Below are 18,361 nucleotides of genomic sequence, written 5' to 3' on the forward strand. Positions count from 1 at the left end.
TGCGGCGGTGCGTGCGGCTGCTGCGGCCAGGCGTGCGCCGGCGGCGGCCTGCATGTCGTGCAGCTCGCTGTCGACATCGGCCGCGTCGCGGGTGCGCAGCAGGGCGGCGCGCGCCTGTTCATGGCGGCCGCGCTGTACCAGCCAGCGCGGCGATTCGGCCAGCAGCAGGCTGCCGAAAGTGAACACCAGGCCGGGGGTCAGGCACATCCAGAAAATGCTGCGCCAGGCGTGGTCCTTGGCGTCGAAGACGGCGGCGGCGCGCGCGGCTTCGGGCAGGGCTTGCGCGGCTTGCGTTGCGCCTTCCACGTGCTGCGCCTGCACCAGGCCGATCAGGGCCGCGGCGACCAGGCCGATGGTGAGCAGCAGCTGGAACAGGGCGGCGCCGCGGCCGCGCTTGTCGGCGCGCAGGCATTCAGCCAGGTAGAGCGGCACCACGACGCCAATCAGGCCGCCGCTGATGCCTTGCAGCAGGCGTCCCAGCAGCAGCGGGGTGTAGCCGTCCGACAGGGCGATGATGGGAATGCTGGCGGTGAACAGGGCGCCGGCCAGCACCATGGCCCAGCGGCGGCCGATGGCGTCGGCGATGGCGCCGGCAAACAGGGACGAGAGCACGGAGCCAAGCAGCACGGCGGCGACGATGAAGCTCAGTTGCTGGGCGCTCAGCTTCCAGGCGGCGGAGGCAGTCGATTCGAGGTAAGGCAGGGCGCCGGCAATGATGCCGACGTCGATCCCGTAAAGCAGGCCGCCCATCCCGGCGATAAACAGTAAGTAGCGCATGGATAAGGCCTGCATTGGATCTCCTTGATTATTATGAGAGTGGAACCGGCTCGCCTTCGACGAAGACAGCCACGGGGTGTAACGATTTATCCAGAACGACGATGTCGGCCCATGCGCCGAGCGCCAGGCGGCCGCGCTGCGACTCGCCCAGGTAGTCGGCAGGGAACAGCGACAGGCGCTGCGACGCTTCGGCGAGGTCCATGCCGAGGCCGACGAAGTTGCGCAGGGCCTGGTCCATGGTCAGCACCGAACCTGCCAGCGAGCCGGTGGCCAGGCGCACGCAGCCCATGCACTTGAATACGCGCTGGGTGCCGAGCGCGTATTCGCCGTCCGGCATGCCGGTGGCCGAGGTGGCGTCCGTTACGCCGTACAGGCGCGGGATGGCGCGCAGCGCGGCGCGCATGGCGCCCGGATGCACATGCAGCAGGTCGGGGATGATCTCGGCGTATTCGGCGTGCGCCATGGCCACATCCACCATGCCCGGCTCCTTGTGGCTCATGCCGCTCATGCCGTTGAACAGGTGGGTGAAGCCGGCGGCGCCGGCGCGCATGGCGGCCACGCCGTCATCGTAGCTGCCGGCGCTGTGGCCGATCTGGACGCGGATGCCCATGTCCTTCAGGTGCGGTATCAGTTCCAGGTGGCCGGTCACTTCGGGAGCCATGGTCAGCACGCGGATCGGGGCAATGGCGTGATAGCTTTCCACCAGGGCGCGGCTGCCGGTCACCACGTCGGGCGGCTGTGCACCCAGGCGGCGGCGGTTCAGGAATGGCCCTTCCAGGTGCACGCCCAGCATGCGCGCGCCGTGCTGTGGACGGTGGGCGATGACGCCGGCCAGGCCTTGCAGGGCGTGGCGGATCGAATCTTCCTTGGCGGTCAGCGTGGTGCCGAGCAGCGCGGTCGTGCCATGGCGGGCGTGGCTGCGCGCCACCACGGCGCCGGCCTCGCCGCCTTCCATGATGTCGACGCCGGAGGCGCCGTGCACGTGCAGGTCGACGAAACCGGGGATGATGGTCAGGCCTTCACCGGACGGTCCTTCGGTGATGCTGGTGATGCGCTGGTCAAAGGCAATGCTGCCGTTGATCCAGCCGCCGGGTGTGAAGATACGGCCTTGCAGCATTCTTACTCCGCGATGATGACTTCGATACCGCGCTTTTCCAGCCCGTCGCGGTACTCGGCGCTGATGCTGGCGTCGGTGATCACGGTGTGCACGCGGTCCAGCTGCACGATGCGGTGCAGCGACACGCGGCCAAACTTGGAGGCGTCGGTCAGTACCACCACTTTCTTGGCGCGTTCCACCATCTTGTGGTTCAGGTTCGCTTCCGCTTCGTGGTGGGTGGTGATGCCGAACTGCAGGTCGAAACCGTCGACGCCCAGGAACAGGGTGTCGAAGTTGTAGGCCGACAGGCAGGCTTCGGCCTGCGCGCCTTGCAGCGACAGCGACTGCTTGCGCAGGCGGCCGCCGGTCAGGATCAGGTCCACGCCTGGCGCATCGGCCAGTTCCCAGGCGATGTTCAGGCCATTGGTCAGCACCGTGATGTCGCCGGCTTCGCGCAGGTGGCGCGCCAGGTAGATGGTGGTGGTACCGGAGTCGATGATGATGTTGTCGCCCGGCTGCACCATGCGCGCGGCCAGCAGGCCGATTTGCTCTTTCTGCGCCTGGTTCAGGGAATCCTTCTGGCGGATGGTGTGTTCGGTGGGCGGGGTGCGCGCCAGCAGGGCGCCGCCGTGGCTGCGCTGCACCAGGCCTTGCGATTCGAGCACACTCAGGTCGCTGCGGATGGTGACGGCGGACACGCCGAGCTTTTCCACCAGGTCGGATACCTGGACCGAACCATGTTGTACGATCGCCTGCAGGATGGTTTCGCGGCGCTGGCTGGTATTTCGCATATCTTCTGACGAGGTAATTCGAAAACGTCGAGCTTAACAGATGACGGCGCTGTTGGCGCTGCAGGCCCGCGCATATTGGCCCAAAAGCTGGCCAATCTTGTGCTCCACCAGAGCCTGCGGCTCGGCGGCCAGGTCGCCCTGCAGCACGGCGAGGAATTGCTGCGGCAGGTATTGGCTCAATAATGGCAGGGGGATGCTGCGACCGGCCAGGTTGGCAAACAGGCGGCTGACGGCGGCCGCGACTTCCGGTTCGCCCCAGTAGTAGCGGCAGCGGTCGGACAGTCCGTAGCGGCGCATCAGGCGCTGTTCTTGCGGGCTGCCCTGGTAGTGTTTCTGCCAGTGCTTTGGCTTGGCCAGCATGGCTTCGTCCAGCACATCCATCAGGCGCGAAGCGCTTTCCTTTCCGAGCAGGGCCTCTTCGATCAGGCACAGCGCCATGAGGCCTTCACGCAGGGCGAAGGTGGCGGCGGGGCCTACCTTGAGGATGGCGTAGTGGTCGCGCACCATGTCGTGCAGGCCCGATTCGCGCTGGTAGTCGGTGGAGTGGGCTTCGAACACCAGGCCTGGCTGGCCCGCGACGAAGGCGGACAGTTCGGCGGCGGCAGCGGCATTGTAGTGCTGCACATTCGACTGGTCGAAGTCGACGCCGGGCTGCACCACCATGGCGATGACGCGCTGCCATGCATCGTGCAGGCCGGCGCCGGCAAAGGCGCGGCGGTGTACTTCCAGCGTGCGGGCGGCCGCTTGCGGCGCGGTGACGGCCAGCGCCTGCTCCAGCGAGGCTTCGCCGCCCGGCACCGGCACTTCGGTGCCGATCACGTAGACCGGCGGCGGCAGGCCGGCGCGCGCTGCCGATTGTTCGGCGATGGCGGCCAGGCGCACTGCGCGTTCAGCCACGGTTTCATCACTCAGGACCGGTGCATCGTCGGCGCAGCGCATGCTGCAATCGAGGTGAATTTTGTGGAAGCCGGCGGAGGCGTAGGCATCGATCAGCACTTCAGCGTGCGCCATGGCGGTGGCGGCGTCCTGCGATTGCCAGGCGTTCGGGCCCAGGTGGTCGCCGCCCAGCACCAATCGTTCGGAGGGAAAGCCCTGCTCCTGCGCCAGGCGATGCACGTAGTCGCGGAATTCGGCCGGCTTCATGCCGGTGTAGCCGCCGAACTGGTCCACCTGGTTGGAGGTGGCTTCCACCAGCAGGGGCGTGCCATATTGCGCGGCCACCTTGAGCGCGGCGCGCAGCACGGTGGGGTGGCTGCAGCATACGCTGTACAAGCCGACCTTTTCACCGCGGCGGTGCGCCTTGACGATTTGCAGGACGGGAGATTCGGAAGCGGTCATATCGATTGTTTCGTTTGTTGGCGGGCCAGCAGGGCGGCCCCGCGCGCGCCGCCGGCATCGCCGAAGCGCGGCGGCAGCACAGGCGGCGTATGCACGCCGCGGAACAGGTGGCGGCGCATGGCGGCCGGCAGTTGCTGGTAAAGGTGGTCCAGCTTGGACAGGCCGCCACCCAGCACAATGGCATGCGGATCGTAGGCCAGCACCAGGCCCGCCATGGCGTGGCCCAGCAGGTCGAGGTGGATGGCCAGTGCTTGCGCGGCCAGCGCGTCGCCGCTGTTGGCGCGCGCTACGATGGTAAGCGGCTCGGCGCCGTCACCGCCGATGTGGGCGTGCAGTGTCGACAGGCCAGGGCCTGAGACGTAGCGCTCCATGCAGCCTTTCTTGCCGCATGGGCAGTCCAGCACCGGCAATTGGTATTGCTCCAGCAGCGGCGCAGGCACGGTCCAGTGGCCCCATTCGCCGGCGATGGCGTTGAAGCCGCGCAGCAGGCGGCCATCGACGCAATAGCCGCCGCCGGCGCCGGTGCCGATGATGGCGCCGAACATGCTGGGCAGGCCGGCTGCTGCGCCGCCTTGCGCTTCCGACAGGGCGAAGCACTGGCAGTCGTTGCCGATGATGACGGGACGCTGCAGGGCTTCCTGCAAAGCGGCGGCGACATTGAGGTCGTTCAGCGCCGGGACGTTGGAACTGATCTGGCGGCCAGTCGCGCTGTCGATAACACCCGGGAGGCCGATGCCGACCGGCGCTGGCGGCGCGGCCGTTTCCGTGCCGGCGGCAACGGGGCGCGCGGGCAGCGCCGCGTCCCCGCGCGACACGAGCGCCACAACGGCGCTCACGAATTCCTTAAAGTCGGTACCTGGCGTTGGGACACGCTCACGGAAAACTTCCTGCAACTCGCCGCCGGCATCGATCCACGACACCAGTTCAATCTTGGTGCCGCCGATGTCGATGCCGTGGTAGGCGCGTTGCTCAGAATTGGTCATGACGGTAGATGGTAACGCCTTGCACCACACGGTTGACGGTGCCGTCGGCGAAAGGATTGTCCGGGGCCAGGCCGAGAACAGCCGACTGGTGCAGCGCATATTGCTGCGCCATCAGCAGCCATAATGGCGCCAGCCAGGCGTCTGGCAAGGCGGGCGCTTCCACGGTGATGTCGGCATCGGCGCCAACGGTGACGACGCTGCCGGCCACGCCGTCGCGCCGCAGTTCTTGCAGCAAGTCTTCTTCATAGCGGTGCGACAGGGCTTTGCTGCTGCGGAAGACCACCACCAGCGACTCTTTATTCAACGCCGACTTGGGACCATGGCGGAACCCGAGCGCGGTGTTCGACATGGCGAGCACGCGGCCGCCGGTCAGCTCCAGGATCTTCAGCGCCGACTCCTTGGCCAGCGCTTCGAGCGGACCGCTGCCCAGGTAAACCACGCGCTGCACCGGCTTTGCGGCCAGCGCGGCAACCGGAGCGGCCCAGTCGCGCAGGGCAGCATCGCCGGCCTGCGCCAACGCGGCCAGGCGCTCCTGCCATTCACCGCGGCCCAGCGTGCACAAGGCTGCCAGCAGCATGCAGGTGAAGCTGCTGGTCATGGCGAAGCCGCGGTCGCAGCTGGCGGCAGGCATCAGCAGGTTGAAGGTGCGCGCATCGGTATCGCCCTGGCGCGCCAGCTGGCCTTGCGCATTGCAGGTGATGTTCAGGAAGCGCGCATCGGCCACCAGCTCGCGCACCAGTTCAACGGCGGCCAGGCTTTCCGGGCTGCTGCCGCTGCGGGCGAAAGAGACCAGCAGCGTCGGCGCATCCTGTTCAAGATACAGCTCGGGGTGGGTCAACAGGCTGGTGGTCGCCACTGCGCGCACTTGCGCGGGCCAGGCAGCATTCAATTCATCGGCGACGATCTCGCCCACGTAGCAGGAGCTGCCGGCGCCGGTCAGGATCACGCGCTGCTGTGGATTGTGCAGGCAGCCGCCGAGGAAGGCGGCAACATCGGCGGCGCGGCTTTGCAGGCTGGCGCCCAGTTCGCGCCACAGGGCCGGCTGCTGCGCAATCTCTTCTGCGGTATCCAGGCCGCGAATGTCGCGCCAGGCTTGTTGGTCACGCTGGAGGAGCTTAGTCATCGAAAAAAGAAAAGTTATAAGTTAGGCGAAGCATAAATAACATATTTCGAAAAGTCAAATACGAAAGTTAAACGAAAGAATTGGGGATGGCCGGCTCTCGCCGGAAGGCCCGCCCATGGGCGCTTTTTTGTCCACAACGTTGCGAATGCGCTACTAAGCGAAAGATATTGCGCCGCAATAAGGGTTAATACGAAAGAAAAATATTCGAAAAAGCGATTGTTTTGTGCTTTCACCTTTCTTTTTGTTGACCTTTTTTGCTTTTATTTCTAAAGTAGCCCCATGAAAACGAAGATACTCACCCGCACCGCAATCGCCGCCGCCGTCCTCGCCCTGGCCACCGGCACCGCTTTCGCAGCCCCGCTGGGCAAATTGCGCAGCATCTCTGCCGCTGCACCTGCCGTAAGCGCCGGCCCGTCATGGGACCTGGCGACCGAGTCCGGTGCGCTGGTGCGTGTCAGCCTGGTGCGCGACGACGTGCTTCGCATCTGGGCCGGCCCTAAAGGAAAGCTGACTGATGCCGGCGACAAGGCCGCCGCCATCGTCGTCGGCAAGCCGGCCGCACAGGTCGAGCATAGCGTAATCGAGCAGCCCGACCACATCTTGCTGCGCACGGCGAAGCTGACCTTGCGCATCGACCGCAACCCGGTGCGCTTCACGCTGTACCGCGCTGGTGAAACGCAGCCGCTGTGGCGCGAAGTGCAACCGCTGGAGCTGGGTGAGAAGGCCAGCGTGCAAACCCTTTCCAGCGACAAGGCGGAGCGCTTCTTCGGAGGCGGCCAGCAGAACGGCCGTTATGAATTCAAGGGCCGCCAGCTGGACGTCTCTTACTCCGGCGGCTGGGAGGAGGGCGACCGCCCAAGCCCGGCGCCTTTCCTTATGAGCTCGCGCGGCTGGGGCATGCTGCGCAATACCTGGGCGGACGGTAGCTATGACTTGCGCCAGCAGGACCTGGTCGCGCTGCAGCACGCCGAACCGCGCTTCGACGCTTACTACTTCGTCGGCAAGGATCTGCACGACGTGCTGGAGCGCTACACCGAATGGACCGGCCGCGCGCGCATGCTGCCGCGCTGGGCGCTGGAATACGGCGATGCCGATTGCTATAACGATGGCGACAACGTGAAGAAGCCGGGCACCGTGCCGAAAGGCTGGAGCGATGGCCCGACCGGCAAGACGCCCGATGTCGTCGACTCGGTGGCGCGCAAGTACCGCGAAAACGATATGCCGGGCGGCTGGATCCTGCCGAATGACGGCTACGGCTGCGGCTATACGAACCTGCCGGATACCGTGCAGGGCCTGGCCAAGTACGGCTTCCGCACCGGCCTGTGGACCGAGAACGGCGTCGACAAGATCAAGTGGGAAGTCGGCACCGCGGGCACCCGCGTGCAGAAGCTGGACGTGGCGTGGACCGGCAAGGGCTACCAGTTTTCGCTGGACGCCAACAAATCCGCCTACGACGGCATCCTGGAGAACTCCGACAGCCGTCCTTTCATCTGGACCGTGATGGGCTGGGCCGGCACGCAGCGCTACGCTGTCGCGTGGACCGGCGACCAGAGCGCGAGCTGGGACTACATCCGCTGGCACGTGCCAACGCTGGTGGGTTCCGGCCTGTCGGGACAGGCTTATGCCACCGGCGACGTCGATGCGATCTTCGGCGGCAGCCCGGAAACCTATACCCGCGACTTGCAGTGGAAAGCCTTCACGCCGGTACTGATGGGCATGTCCGGCTGGTCGGCCAACGAGCGCAAGCATCCATGGTGGTTCGATGAGCCATACCGCAGCATCAACCGCCGCTACCTGAAGCTCAAGCTGCGCCTGACGCCGTACATGTACACGCTGGCGCACGAAACCGAGCAGACCGGCGCGCCGCTGGTGCGTGGCCTGATGTGGGACTACCCCTCCGACCCGGCTGCATTCACCGAAGCGCACAAATACCAGTTCCTGCTGGGCCGCGACATGCTGGTGGCGCCGGTCTACCGCAGCCAGGCCGTGTCGCAAGGCTGGCGCAAGGCGATCCACCTGCCGCAAGGCACCTGGTTCGACTACTGGGACGGCCGCCAGGCCACCGCAGGCGCCGCTGGCCGCGACATCGACCTGCAGGTCACGCTGGACAAGCTGCCGGTCTTTGTCCGCGCCGGTGCGATCTTGCCGATGTACCCGGAAGTGCTGTACGACGGCGAGAAACCGAAGGACGTGCTGACGCTGGACCTGTACCCGCATGGTGAATCCTCCTTCACGCTGTACGAAGATGACGGCAATACCCGCCAGTACCAGAAGGGCGCCTTCAGCCAGCAGATCCTGCGCATGAGCGAGAGCAACGGCGCCGTGAGCGTCGACATCTCACCTGTGGAAGGCAGCTATGCCAACCAGGAGCCGAAGCGTGCATATGCCCTGCGCATGCTGTCCCGCCAGGGCCCAAGCGCCGTGGACGCCGCTGGCCGCGCGCTGAAAGCCTTCGCCGACCGCGCCGCCTTCGATGCGGCTGCGGAGGGCTGGTACTACGACCAGCAAGACCGCAGCGGCACGCTGTACGTAAAGACCGTCAAGCAGGACATCCGCCAGGCGCTGCACATCGCCGTGCAGGGTGCGCAAGCCCTGGCGGCGCAGGACGGAGCATTCCCTTCGGCGCCGGAACTGGGCCGCGCACTGCCGCCGGATGCGCTGCTGGTGGTCAACCGCCCTGCTGAAGAACCAGGCCATCCGCTGGAAAATGCCTTCGACGACAAGCCGGGCACCTGGTTCCGCACCACGCGCAACCAGTCGATCCGGACCGGCGCCCACGAATGGACCATCGGCTTCACCGAACGCCGCCTGATCGACGGCATCGAGATCGCGCCGCGCAACGACGAGCACTGGCAGCATGGCCAGGTGCGCGACTATGAAATCTACATTGCCGACAGCAACGGCGAGTGGGGCAAGCCGACCTTCACCGGCCGCCTGAAATTGCAGGAGAAAACGCAGACCATCAGCTTCCCTGCCACCGCAGGCCGCCTGCTGCGTTTCCGCGTGTTGAGCACGCAGAATCCCGACGGCGAAGGCGCGGCAGCGACCGACCCGATGGTGACGGCGGCGCAGCCTGGGGCAGCGGCCAAGGCGATCAACGCCTTGCAGCCGGCGGAAGTGGGGCCGATTGCGCTGTCCACCTTCCGCATCCTGGAAGCCCGTACCACAGAAGGCGCGGAGCAGCAGAGCTTCCTGTCGGACCTGGCATTGCCAAAAGGCGTCGGACGCGACCGCCCAGCCGGCAAGGGCAAGGAGATGCGCATGAACGGCCTGTGGTTCCGCAAGGGCCTCGGTGTCGGAGCCGCCAGCCGTATCGACCTGCAGCTGGAAGGCAACTGGAACCTGCTGCGCGCCGACCTTGGCGTAGACGACAGCTGCCGCAGCGCGGGCGGCCTGCAGTTCCAGGTCTGGAGCGGCGAGCGCCTGCTGTACGACAGCGGCCTGGTGGCCGCACCGGCGGTGGTCAAGCCGGAAATCGATGTACGCGGGCTGAAACAACTCAGCCTGCGGACCTTGGGCGCACGCGGCGCCCAACCCGCCCAGGTATGCGGCAACTGGGCCAACGCCGTACTGATAGGCACAGAGGACGCCACCGTCCGAATGCGCTGACCGCACCCTTATCGTCATAAAAACGCCAGCCCCTCTTCGGACCGGGGCGGGCGGCTTACAACCATACGAAAGACGGAGACACTGCATGCATACTCGTAAGAAGGCCCTTGCCATCATGATCGGCCTGGCGCTGGCAGGCCAAAGCTGGGGCCAGTCCAACGCTACCACCACCATCTTCGGCGAAGTGAAAGCGCCATCCGGCGCCAGCGTCGTGGTGCAGAACCTGGAAACCGGCGTGCAGCGTACGCTGACGCCCGATGCCGCCGGCCGCTATGTGGCCAACTCGATGCCGCCGGGCCGCTATGCGGTGAAGGTGCTGCGCTCCGGCGCTGTGGAAGCGACGCAGGAAGTGGAAGCGCGCGTCGGCAGCGGCGTGGAAGCGAACTTCGGCGGGACCGAAATGCAGAAGGTCACCGTGAGCTCGGTGCGCAACCACATTGATGTCTCCAACACCAATAACGGCGTGGTCTTTACGGCGAAGGAGCTGAAGCAGATTCCGGTGGCGAACGACGTGGCCTCGGTGGTGCAGCTGACGCCCGGTGTCTCGCGCGGCACCAACAGTCAGTATGGCAGCGCGCCTTCCATCTCTGGCTCCGGCCAGTCGGAAAACGCTTTTTACGTCAACGGCTTCCCGATCACGAATATCCTGACCCAGGTCGGCGCCTCCGAGCTGCCGTTCGGCGCGATCTCGAACATGCAGGTGCTGTCGGGCGGCTACGGCGCCGAGTTCGGGCGCTCCACCGGCGGTGTGATCAACATCACCACCCGCAGCGGCGGCAACAAGTTCGAATTTGGCGGCAAGGTTGCCACCATTCCGGCTGCGCTGCGCAGCAAGCCGGAAAACACCTATTACCCCAACACCGGCGCCAATCCGGACACCGACGGCAAGCTGCTGTATTGGAACCGCGACAACCGCACCACCAGCAAGGTGTATGGCCTGTACGGCAGCGGCCCGATCATCGAGAACAAGCTGTTTGCCTTTGTCGCGCTGGAGCAGACGAAGACGAATTCCAGCTCGATCGGCGCCGCCAGCAGCGCGGGGCAAATCACCAGCAACGGCTGGAACAAAAGCGACACGACCGTCAAGCGCTATCTCGGCAAGATCGACTACAACCTGACCGATGACCATCACTTCGAATTCACCAAACTGTACGACCGTACCGCCACAACGAGCCAGGTCTACGGCTTCGACTACGGCACGCTGACGCACAACGATATCCCGGGCGGAAAGTCGCAGGAAACCATCAACTGCTGCTCCTCCGCCTCGGCGCCTGGCGCCAATATCAACATCTTCAAGTACACCGGCTACCTGACCGACGCGCTGACCGTCACCGCCCTGTACGGCGATTCGCGTACCTCGCACCGCCGTATTCCGGAAGGCTACAACCCGGCGCTGGCGCAGACTTCCTCCTCCGTCACGACGCAAGTGCCGGAAATCAGGGGGAATTACACAAATCCGCAAACCGTCACGGGCAGCCTGGTCGATCCGAATTCGCACGACAACCAGAAGGGCATGCGCCTGGACGCCGAATACAAGCTGGGCGCTCACTCGCTGCGCGCCGGTATCGACCGCCTGAAGATCGATTCCCTGGTCGGCACCACGCTGGCCGGCGGCTACCGCTGGAGCTACCGCTTCGCCAAGGACCCGAACCGCCCGATCAACGGCGCCTTTGAAACCCCGGCGCAAGGAGGCGGCTACGGCACGCAGGGCTACTATGTGACCAAGGACATCACCGACCGCCTGGCGCGCCCGACCAGCACCCAGTCGGCGCAATACATCCAGGACCACTACCAGGTCAACGAACGCCTGCTGCTGGACCTGGGCCTGCGCCGCGAGCAGTTCACCAACTACACCACCGAGGGCGACGCCTTCATCTCCCAGCGCAATATGATCGCCCCGCGCCTGGGCGCCACCTGGGATGCCTACGGCGACAGCTCGCTGAAGGTGTACGCCAACGCGGGCCGCTATCACCTGCCGGTGCCGTCCAACCTGTCCAGCAATATGGCCAGCCCTTCGCTGAATACCAGCGAATTCTTCACCTACACCGGCGTCGATCCGCTCACTGGCGCACCGACCGGCCTGCACGCCATCAGCAAGCCGTATTCGGCCAACAATGCCTACGGCGTGGGCCGCGATGCGCGCGAAGTGACGGCCATCGGCCTGAAGCCGCTGTCGCAGGATGAATTCGCGCTCGGCTTCGAAAAAGCCCTCAGCCGCAAACTGGTGGTGGGCGCCGGCCTGCTGTACCGCAAGCTGAACGACACCAACGACGACACCTGCGACCAGCGCCCGATCGACGCCTGGGCGGCGCGCAACAATGTCGACGCCAGCAACTGGAGCGGCTTCCAGTGCGCCATCATCAACCCGGGCCGCGACAACAGCCTGTGGATCGACTTCGCCGACGGCAAAGGCTTGCGCCGCGTGGACATATCGGCGGCGGAATGGGGCAACCCGAAACCGGACCGCACCTACCGCGCGCTGAACCTCTCCATCGAGCACCCAATGAGCGACGGCTGGTACGGCAAGGTGACTTATACCCTGTCCTCGCTGAAGGGCAATATGGAAGGCCAGACCGACACCATCGGCGGCGGCGACGTAGCGCTGACGGTGAGCGACGACCACAAGGAACTGATGTACAACGCCTACGGCTACCTGCCAAGCGACCACCGCCACCAGGTCAAGGCTTACGGCTTCTGGCAGGCGACGCCGGAATGGATGGTGGGCGGCAACCTGGCCCTCATCTCGGGCGCGCCGCGCAACTGCATCGGCGCGCTGCCCGACAACCTGCACTTCGATAACGACTACGGCGACGCCTACTTCTTCTGCGACGGCAAGCCGGCGCCGCGCGGCAGCCAGGGCCGCATGCCATGGCAGACCCAGTTGGACCTGAACGTGGTCTACACACCGTCCTTCGCCAAAGGCCTGAGCCTGAAACTGGACGTGTTCAACGTGCTGGATCGCCAGACGGTGACCCGCTACAACGAAACCCACGAAGACGCCGGCTTTGTCGCCCGCCACTACCTCGAAGTGAGCTCGCGAAATGCGCCGCGCTCCGTGCGCCTGACTGCCGAATATAACTTCTAAAAAGGAGAGAGAGAAATGGAACTGAAACGATTGATCGCAGCGTTGATGGCTGCAGGACTGGCCGGCGGCGCGATCGCTGCCGATGGTGACGGCGATGGCGAAAAGCTGCAGCGCGTTGAAGTGACCGGCTCCAGCCTGAAACGCATCAACGCCGAAACCGCATCGCCGGTGCAGGTGATCGATGCCAAGGAAATTGAAAACATGGGCGCCCGCACCCTGATGCAGGTGCTGGACAACCTGCCTGCCGCGCGCCCGGCGCAGCAGGATTTCCGCTCCATGTTCACCGGTTCCGACGGCGGCTCGCAGGCCAACCTGCGCGGCCTGGGCGCGCAAGGAACGCTGGTGCTTTTAAACGGCCGCCGCCTGTCGTTCTACGGCGCACCGGCCGGCTTCCAGACCATGTTCGTCAACATCGACGCCATTCCCGCGGCAGCGATCGAGCGCATGGAGATCCTGACCGACGGCGCATCCGCAGTCTATGGTTCCGACGCGGTGGCCGGCGTGATCAACGTCATCACCAAGAAGAACTACCAGGGCCTGGAAGCGAAAGTCAGCACCGACCATTCGCAGAAAGTCTCGGCCTACGGCGAGCACCAGGCCAGCCTGGTGTACGGCCAGGGCGACATGGGCAACGACGGCTACAACTTCATGGCCTCGCTGAACGTCTACAAGCGTGACCGCATTGCGCTGGCCGATACCTACGACAAGCGCCCGGACTACTTCTACGTCAACAACCCCAACTTCATCTCGAACTTCCGCGTCGGTGTCGGCAGCGAACCAGGGCAACCCAATCCGGGCACGTTCTTCGTCTTCGACCCGGCCAACAAGAATGCCCGCACCCAGCGTGCCGTGCCGGGCTGCACCACTGCCATCACCGAAGCTTCCGGCACGCGCTGCGTGTGGAACAACCTGCCGTACGCGCTGGACACCGGCCCGACCTCCGACCGCGTAACGGGCTTCCTGTCCGGCCGCAAGAAATTCGGCGACGACCTGGAAGCGTTTGCCGAGGCGTCCTACACCCACATCAAGATGCGCGGCGAGAACGGCCCGCGCAGCTTCAACAGCGGCTCGGTCAACAACTGGTTCTCGCGCAATACCGGCACCACGCTGAATACCTTCACACAGCCCTTCCTTGGCCCGAACAACGTCTACCTGAAGGGCAAGCTCGACCCCGATATGGCAGCCATGATGGGCGGTGCGGCTGGACTGAACTACATCATGCAGGATGCGGTCGGCCATTTCGGCCAAAAGAACCTGGACGACAACTACCGCGTGCTGGCCGGCCTGAAAGGCAACTTGAGCGGCAGCTGGGACTTTGAAACTGCGCTGGGCGTGGCAGGCAGCCACTCCACGCTATACCAGACCACCAATATCAACACCAAGGGCTTCGAAAAAGCCTTCGGCCCGACCACCAAAGACCCGGTCACCGGCCGTACCTACATCGCCGACAACCCGGCCTTCAAATTTGGAGAAATCAGCGAAGCAAATGCGGCGCTGATCCGTGAGGCTTACCCGACCTTCGACATCCAGTCCTGGACCAAGCTGATTACCTTTGACGCCAAGGTGGAAGGCACGCTGTTCAAGCTGGACGACCGCGAAGTGCGCGCCGCTGTCGGTACGAATCTGATGCGTGAAAGTTTCGAGACTCCGGGCAATGCCGATGCCGCCAATGGCCTGATCACGCAGCAGGGCGGCTCCTGGTTTGACGGCAAGCGCAATATCAGCGCCCTGTTCGGCGAAGTCGTGGTGCCGGTGACCGACAAACTGGAAGTGAACGCCGCGGCGCGCCTGGACAAATACCCGCACTTCAAGGCCAACCTGGCGCCGAAGATCGGCGTGCAATGGCGCGCCCTGCCGCAAGTCATGCTGCGCGGTACCTACTCGGAAGGCTTCCGCGCGCCTAACCTGGCCGAAGCGGGCAGCGGGGGCGTGTTCGCCCAGGTGGGCGGCATCCGCGACACCGTGCGCTGCGACGAAACCAACGCCATCGCCAAGCTGCTGCAGAAATCCGTCAACCCGGCGGAAAAAGACCTGGGCAAGACCCTGCTCAATTCCAACTGCTCGACCACGGTTGGCGGCCTGACTCCGCCGAACCCGAACCTGCAGCCGGAAAAGGCCAAGATCTCGACCCTGGGCCTTGTGCTGCAGCCGACCAAGGACGTCAGCATCTCGCTGGACTACTGGTTCGTCTATCGCCGCAATGAGATCGTGCGCCAGGACTTCAACCAGCTGTTCACCGAATTGGTTGACCAGTACGGACCAGCCCTGGCCGGCACCAGCCAGGCGATCCGCAACGACCTGACCGATGCCGACCGCGCCAATATGGCCGCAGTGACCACCATGTGCGCCAACCCGGCCAATGCCGCAGCCTGCACCGGCCCGTTGCCGAAGTACTCGGTGGGCAATATTGGCGGCTTGATCAACTCTTATTCGAACCGCGGCCGCACCCTGCTGGATGGCTTCGACATCGATGCGCGCGCACGCTTCTCGCTGGGCGAGTGGGGCAAGCTGGGTACCGGCGCCGCCTTCACCATCCGCAAGCGCGAAACCTACAACTATGACGATGGCAGCGGCTTCTCGGGCAACTACGTCGGCTACTACGATTCGCCGCGCCTGCGTGCGACCCTGAACGCCGATTGGACCTACCAGAACTTCGTCACCAGTGTGTTCGTGAACTACACCGGCAAAGCCAAGTGGGCATACGGCGACTATGACACCGACAACACGCCGGAGAACTGCATGGCGGCCGGCGTCCAGATGCCGGACAACCTGTGCGGCGGCCAGCCTTCGTACTACACCGTCAACCTGGGCTTCAACTGGAAGCCGGTCAAGAACCTGGACATAGGCCTGAACATCAAGAACGTGACGAACAAGATGCCGTACTACGACCCGAATGGCTGGGAAGGCTACAACCACCAATTGAACCTGTTCGGCCGCACTTTCGCGCTCTCGGCAAGCTATAAGTTCTGGTAACCTGCATCAACACAGAGAGGTTTTGAATAGATGGACAAGCAATTCAATCGACGACACTTCCTCACCGCCGGCGCCGCGCTGGCGGGCAGCCTGCTGCTGCCGACCGCGTTTGCAGCCGGTGGCCGCGAGAAGCTCCGCCTGGGCATGATCGGTACCGGCATGCGCGGCCAGGTGCTGCTGAAAGAGCTGGTGCGCCGCGACGACGTGGAAGTGGCCGCGCTGTGCGATATCGAACCGATCAACCTGGGCAAGGCCCTGGCGCAATTCGAGAAGGCTGGCAAGGCAAAACCGCGTACCTTTGGCGAAGACGGCGACAAGCACGCCTACCGCCGCATGCTGGATGCGAAGGCGCTGGATGGCGTGATCATCGCCACGCCGTGGGAATGGCACGCGCAAATGGCGATCGACGCCATGCAGGCCAAGGTTCCAGTCGGCTGCGAAGTGGTGGCCGGCATCACGCTGAAAGACCACTGGGACGTGCTGGACACCCAGCTGAAAACCGGCACGCCCTACATGCTGCTGGAGAACGTATGCTACCGCCGCGACGTGATGGCGGTGCTGCAGATGGTGCGTTCCGGCCTGTTCGGCGAACTGGTGCACCTGCAAGGCGGCTACCAGCACGACCTGCGCGCGGTGAAGTTCAACAACGGCGACCCGGCCAAGCCGTACGGCAGCGGTATCGAGTTCGGTGAAAAGGGCTGGTCGGAAGCGAAATGGCGCACGCAGCATTCGGTGCAGCGCAACGGCGAACTGTATCCAAGCCATGGCATCGGGCCTTGCGCAATGTACACCAACATCAACCGGGGCAATCGATTCACCCGCATCAATACCTTCGCCACCAAGGCACGCGGCCTGCACGACTACATCATGAAGCAGGGTGGCGCTGACCACCCGAGCGGCAAGGTGAAGTTCAGCCTGGGCGACGTGGTGACCACGACGCTGGCCTGCGAAAACGGCGAGACCATCATCCTGCAGCACGACACCTCACTGCCGCGCCCGTACTCGCTGGGCTTCCGGGTGCAGGGCACCAACGGCTTGTGGATGGACGTGAACCATTCCATCCACATCGAAGGCAAGAGCAAGCCGCACCAGTGGGAGGACTTCCAGTCCTACCAGGACCAGTTCGACCACCCGCTGTGGCGCAAGTACGCCGGCCAGGCGGAAGGTGCGGGCCACGGCGGCATGGACTACTTCGTGATCCATGCCTTTGTGGAAGCGCTGAAGGCGCGTGCGCCAATGCCGATCGACATCTACGACGCGGTGACATGGAGCGCCATCACGCCGTTGTCCGAGCAATCGATCGCGCAGAACTTCCAGACGCTGGACTTCCCTGACTTCACACGAGGCCAGTGGAGCAAGCGCAAGCCGATCTTCGCCTTCAACGACAGCTACTGATGAAGCATGCGCAAACTGCGTTGGCGTCCCTGTGCCTCGGCCTGGCTGTATTGACCGCGCCGGGGATGGCAGGGGCCCAGTCCGAGCCCTACAAGGTCTTCGACACCAAGCCGGTAATCACCGAAGGCCCGTACCTGTCCGCGCTCTCCGATACTGCAGTCTCGGTGATGTGGATGACAGATGCGCCAAGTCACGCCAAGCTGCGTTTGTACGACGGCGACAAGGTGCGCGAGATCGAGCCGCAGGTGGACGGCCTGGTCCCGGTTGGCCAGCGCCACGTGGTGACGGTAACCGGACTCGAACCCGGCAAGCATTATTCGTACGAAGCCATCGCAACACGCGTGGTCAAGCTCAAGCCCTATTGGCCGGACAAGGGCCTGAGTATCAGCTGCGCGCCAGCCACGTTCACCACCTTCAGCCCGCAGCAGGCGAAGATCTCGTTCAGCGTGGTCACCGACACCCACGAAGACACCGCACGCATCGGCCGCCTGATGAAGATGGTCGACTGGGACAGCACGGACGCGTTGCTGCACCTGGGCGACGCCTTCCACTGGGTCGATTCGGAAGAGCAGGTGTGGAGCAAATGGCTACGCCCGACGGTTGCCGCCATGGGACCGGGCAAGCCGCTGCTCTTCGCACGCGGCAACCATGAACTGCGCGGCGCCTACGCACGCCAGCTGGCCGGCTATGTGCCGACGCCGGAAGGCACTTACTACTACTCGCGCGCCATGGGCCCGGTGCATCTACTGGTACTCGACACCGCTGAGGACAAGCCGGACGACACCAACGTGTACGCGCAGCTGAATCGCACCGTGCCTTACCGCGAAAGCGAGCTGGCCTGGCTGCGCGGAGAAGTGACGGGCAACCGCCACTTCGCCAAGGCGCCGTTCCGCGTGGTGGCGATGCACCAGGCCGACTGGGGCTGGCTGCCCGATAGCGGCGCCGCCTGGACTGCGTTGGCCAACCAGGCCGGCGTTGACCTGGTGATTGCTGGCCATGACCACGCCTTCTCCTATCACGCTCCCGACAAGACGCACGCCTACCACACGCTGATCCTCGGACAGGACCAGCTGGCGCGTGTCGATGCCACGGACCGCACGCTGACCGTCAAAGTAGTGAGCGACAAAGGCGTGACGGCACATACGCTGACCATCCCGGTACGCCGATAACATGTTACTCTGTTGCCTTTTT

Annotated in this window: 11 protein-coding genes; 5 read left to right on the top strand and 6 right to left on the bottom strand. The window is 64.7% G+C overall.

Features of this window, described 5'->3' with window-relative positions:
* The 6 genes from GM658_RS13395 to GM658_RS13420 form a co-directional block, all read right to left on the bottom strand.
* Positions 1-792 (bottom strand): MFS transporter (locus GM658_RS13395; RefSeq protein WP_229416895.1); only part of this gene is annotated, 792 nt, incomplete at its 3' end.
* Positions 793-808: 16 nt separating this feature from the next.
* On the bottom strand, positions 809-1,894 hold the full coding sequence (locus GM658_RS13400) for an N-acetylglucosamine-6-phosphate deacetylase (protein WP_155454553.1): 1,086 nt from the start codon (positions 1,892-1,894) through the stop codon (positions 809-811).
* A 2-nt stretch (positions 1,895-1,896) separates the two neighbouring features.
* Complete coding sequence (locus tag GM658_RS13405) at positions 1,897-2,664, bottom strand: DeoR family transcriptional regulator (RefSeq protein WP_155454554.1); 768 nt, start codon at positions 2,662-2,664, stop codon at positions 1,897-1,899.
* Positions 2,665-2,697: 33 nt separating this feature from the next.
* On the bottom strand, positions 2,698-4,002 hold the full coding sequence (locus GM658_RS13410) for a D-tagatose-bisphosphate aldolase, class II, non-catalytic subunit (protein ID WP_155454555.1): 1,305 nt from the start codon (positions 4,000-4,002) through the stop codon (positions 2,698-2,700).
* Entirely contained in the window at positions 3,999-4,985 is a 987-nt protein-coding gene (locus tag GM658_RS13415; protein ID WP_155454556.1) for an ROK family protein, read from the bottom strand. Before GM658_RS13415 ends, GM658_RS13410 begins: the two co-directional genes overlap by 4 nt.
* Positions 4,972-6,108, bottom strand: coding sequence for an SIS domain-containing protein (locus tag GM658_RS13420; RefSeq protein WP_155454557.1), 1,137 nt, complete (start codon positions 6,106-6,108; stop codon positions 4,972-4,974). The genes GM658_RS13415 and GM658_RS13420 overlap by 14 nt, the downstream gene beginning before the upstream one ends.
* A gap of 279 nt (positions 6,109-6,387) precedes the next feature.
* Here GM658_RS13420 and GM658_RS13425 point away from each other — a divergent pair, with 279 nt between their 5' ends.
* The 5 genes from GM658_RS13425 (at position 6,388) to GM658_RS13445 (ending at position 18,339) form a co-directional block, all read left to right on the top strand.
* Complete coding sequence (locus tag GM658_RS13425; protein WP_155454558.1) at positions 6,388-9,717, top strand: TIM-barrel domain-containing protein; 3,330 nt, start codon at positions 6,388-6,390, stop codon at positions 9,715-9,717.
* 85 nt (positions 9,718-9,802) lie between these two features.
* Positions 9,803-12,802 (top strand): TonB-dependent receptor, encoded by a 3,000-nt coding sequence (locus tag GM658_RS13430; protein ID WP_155454559.1) that lies wholly within the window; start codon positions 9,803-9,805, stop codon positions 12,800-12,802.
* A 15-nt stretch (positions 12,803-12,817) separates the two neighbouring features.
* Positions 12,818-15,775: a TonB-dependent receptor plug domain-containing protein gene (locus tag GM658_RS13435; protein WP_155454560.1), complete on the top strand. Its 2,958-nt coding sequence runs from the start codon at positions 12,818-12,820 to the stop codon at positions 15,773-15,775.
* A 30-nt stretch (positions 15,776-15,805) separates the two neighbouring features.
* A complete protein-coding gene (locus GM658_RS13440) occupies positions 15,806-17,170 on the top strand; it encodes a Gfo/Idh/MocA family protein (protein ID WP_155454561.1) in 1,365 nt (454 codons plus the stop codon).
* Positions 17,170-18,339 carry a purple acid phosphatase family protein gene (locus GM658_RS13445; protein WP_155454562.1) on the top strand — a complete coding sequence of 390 codons (1,170 nt, stop codon included), beginning with the start codon at positions 17,170-17,172 and terminating at the stop codon, positions 18,337-18,339. The genes GM658_RS13440 and GM658_RS13445 overlap by 1 nt, the downstream gene beginning before the upstream one ends.
* The last annotated feature ends 22 nt before the right edge of the window (positions 18,340-18,361 follow it).

Origin of the sequence: Massilia eburnea, assembly GCF_009720745.1 — a bacterium.
Classification (GTDB): domain Bacteria; phylum Pseudomonadota; class Gammaproteobacteria; order Burkholderiales; family Burkholderiaceae_D; genus Rugamonas; species Rugamonas eburnea.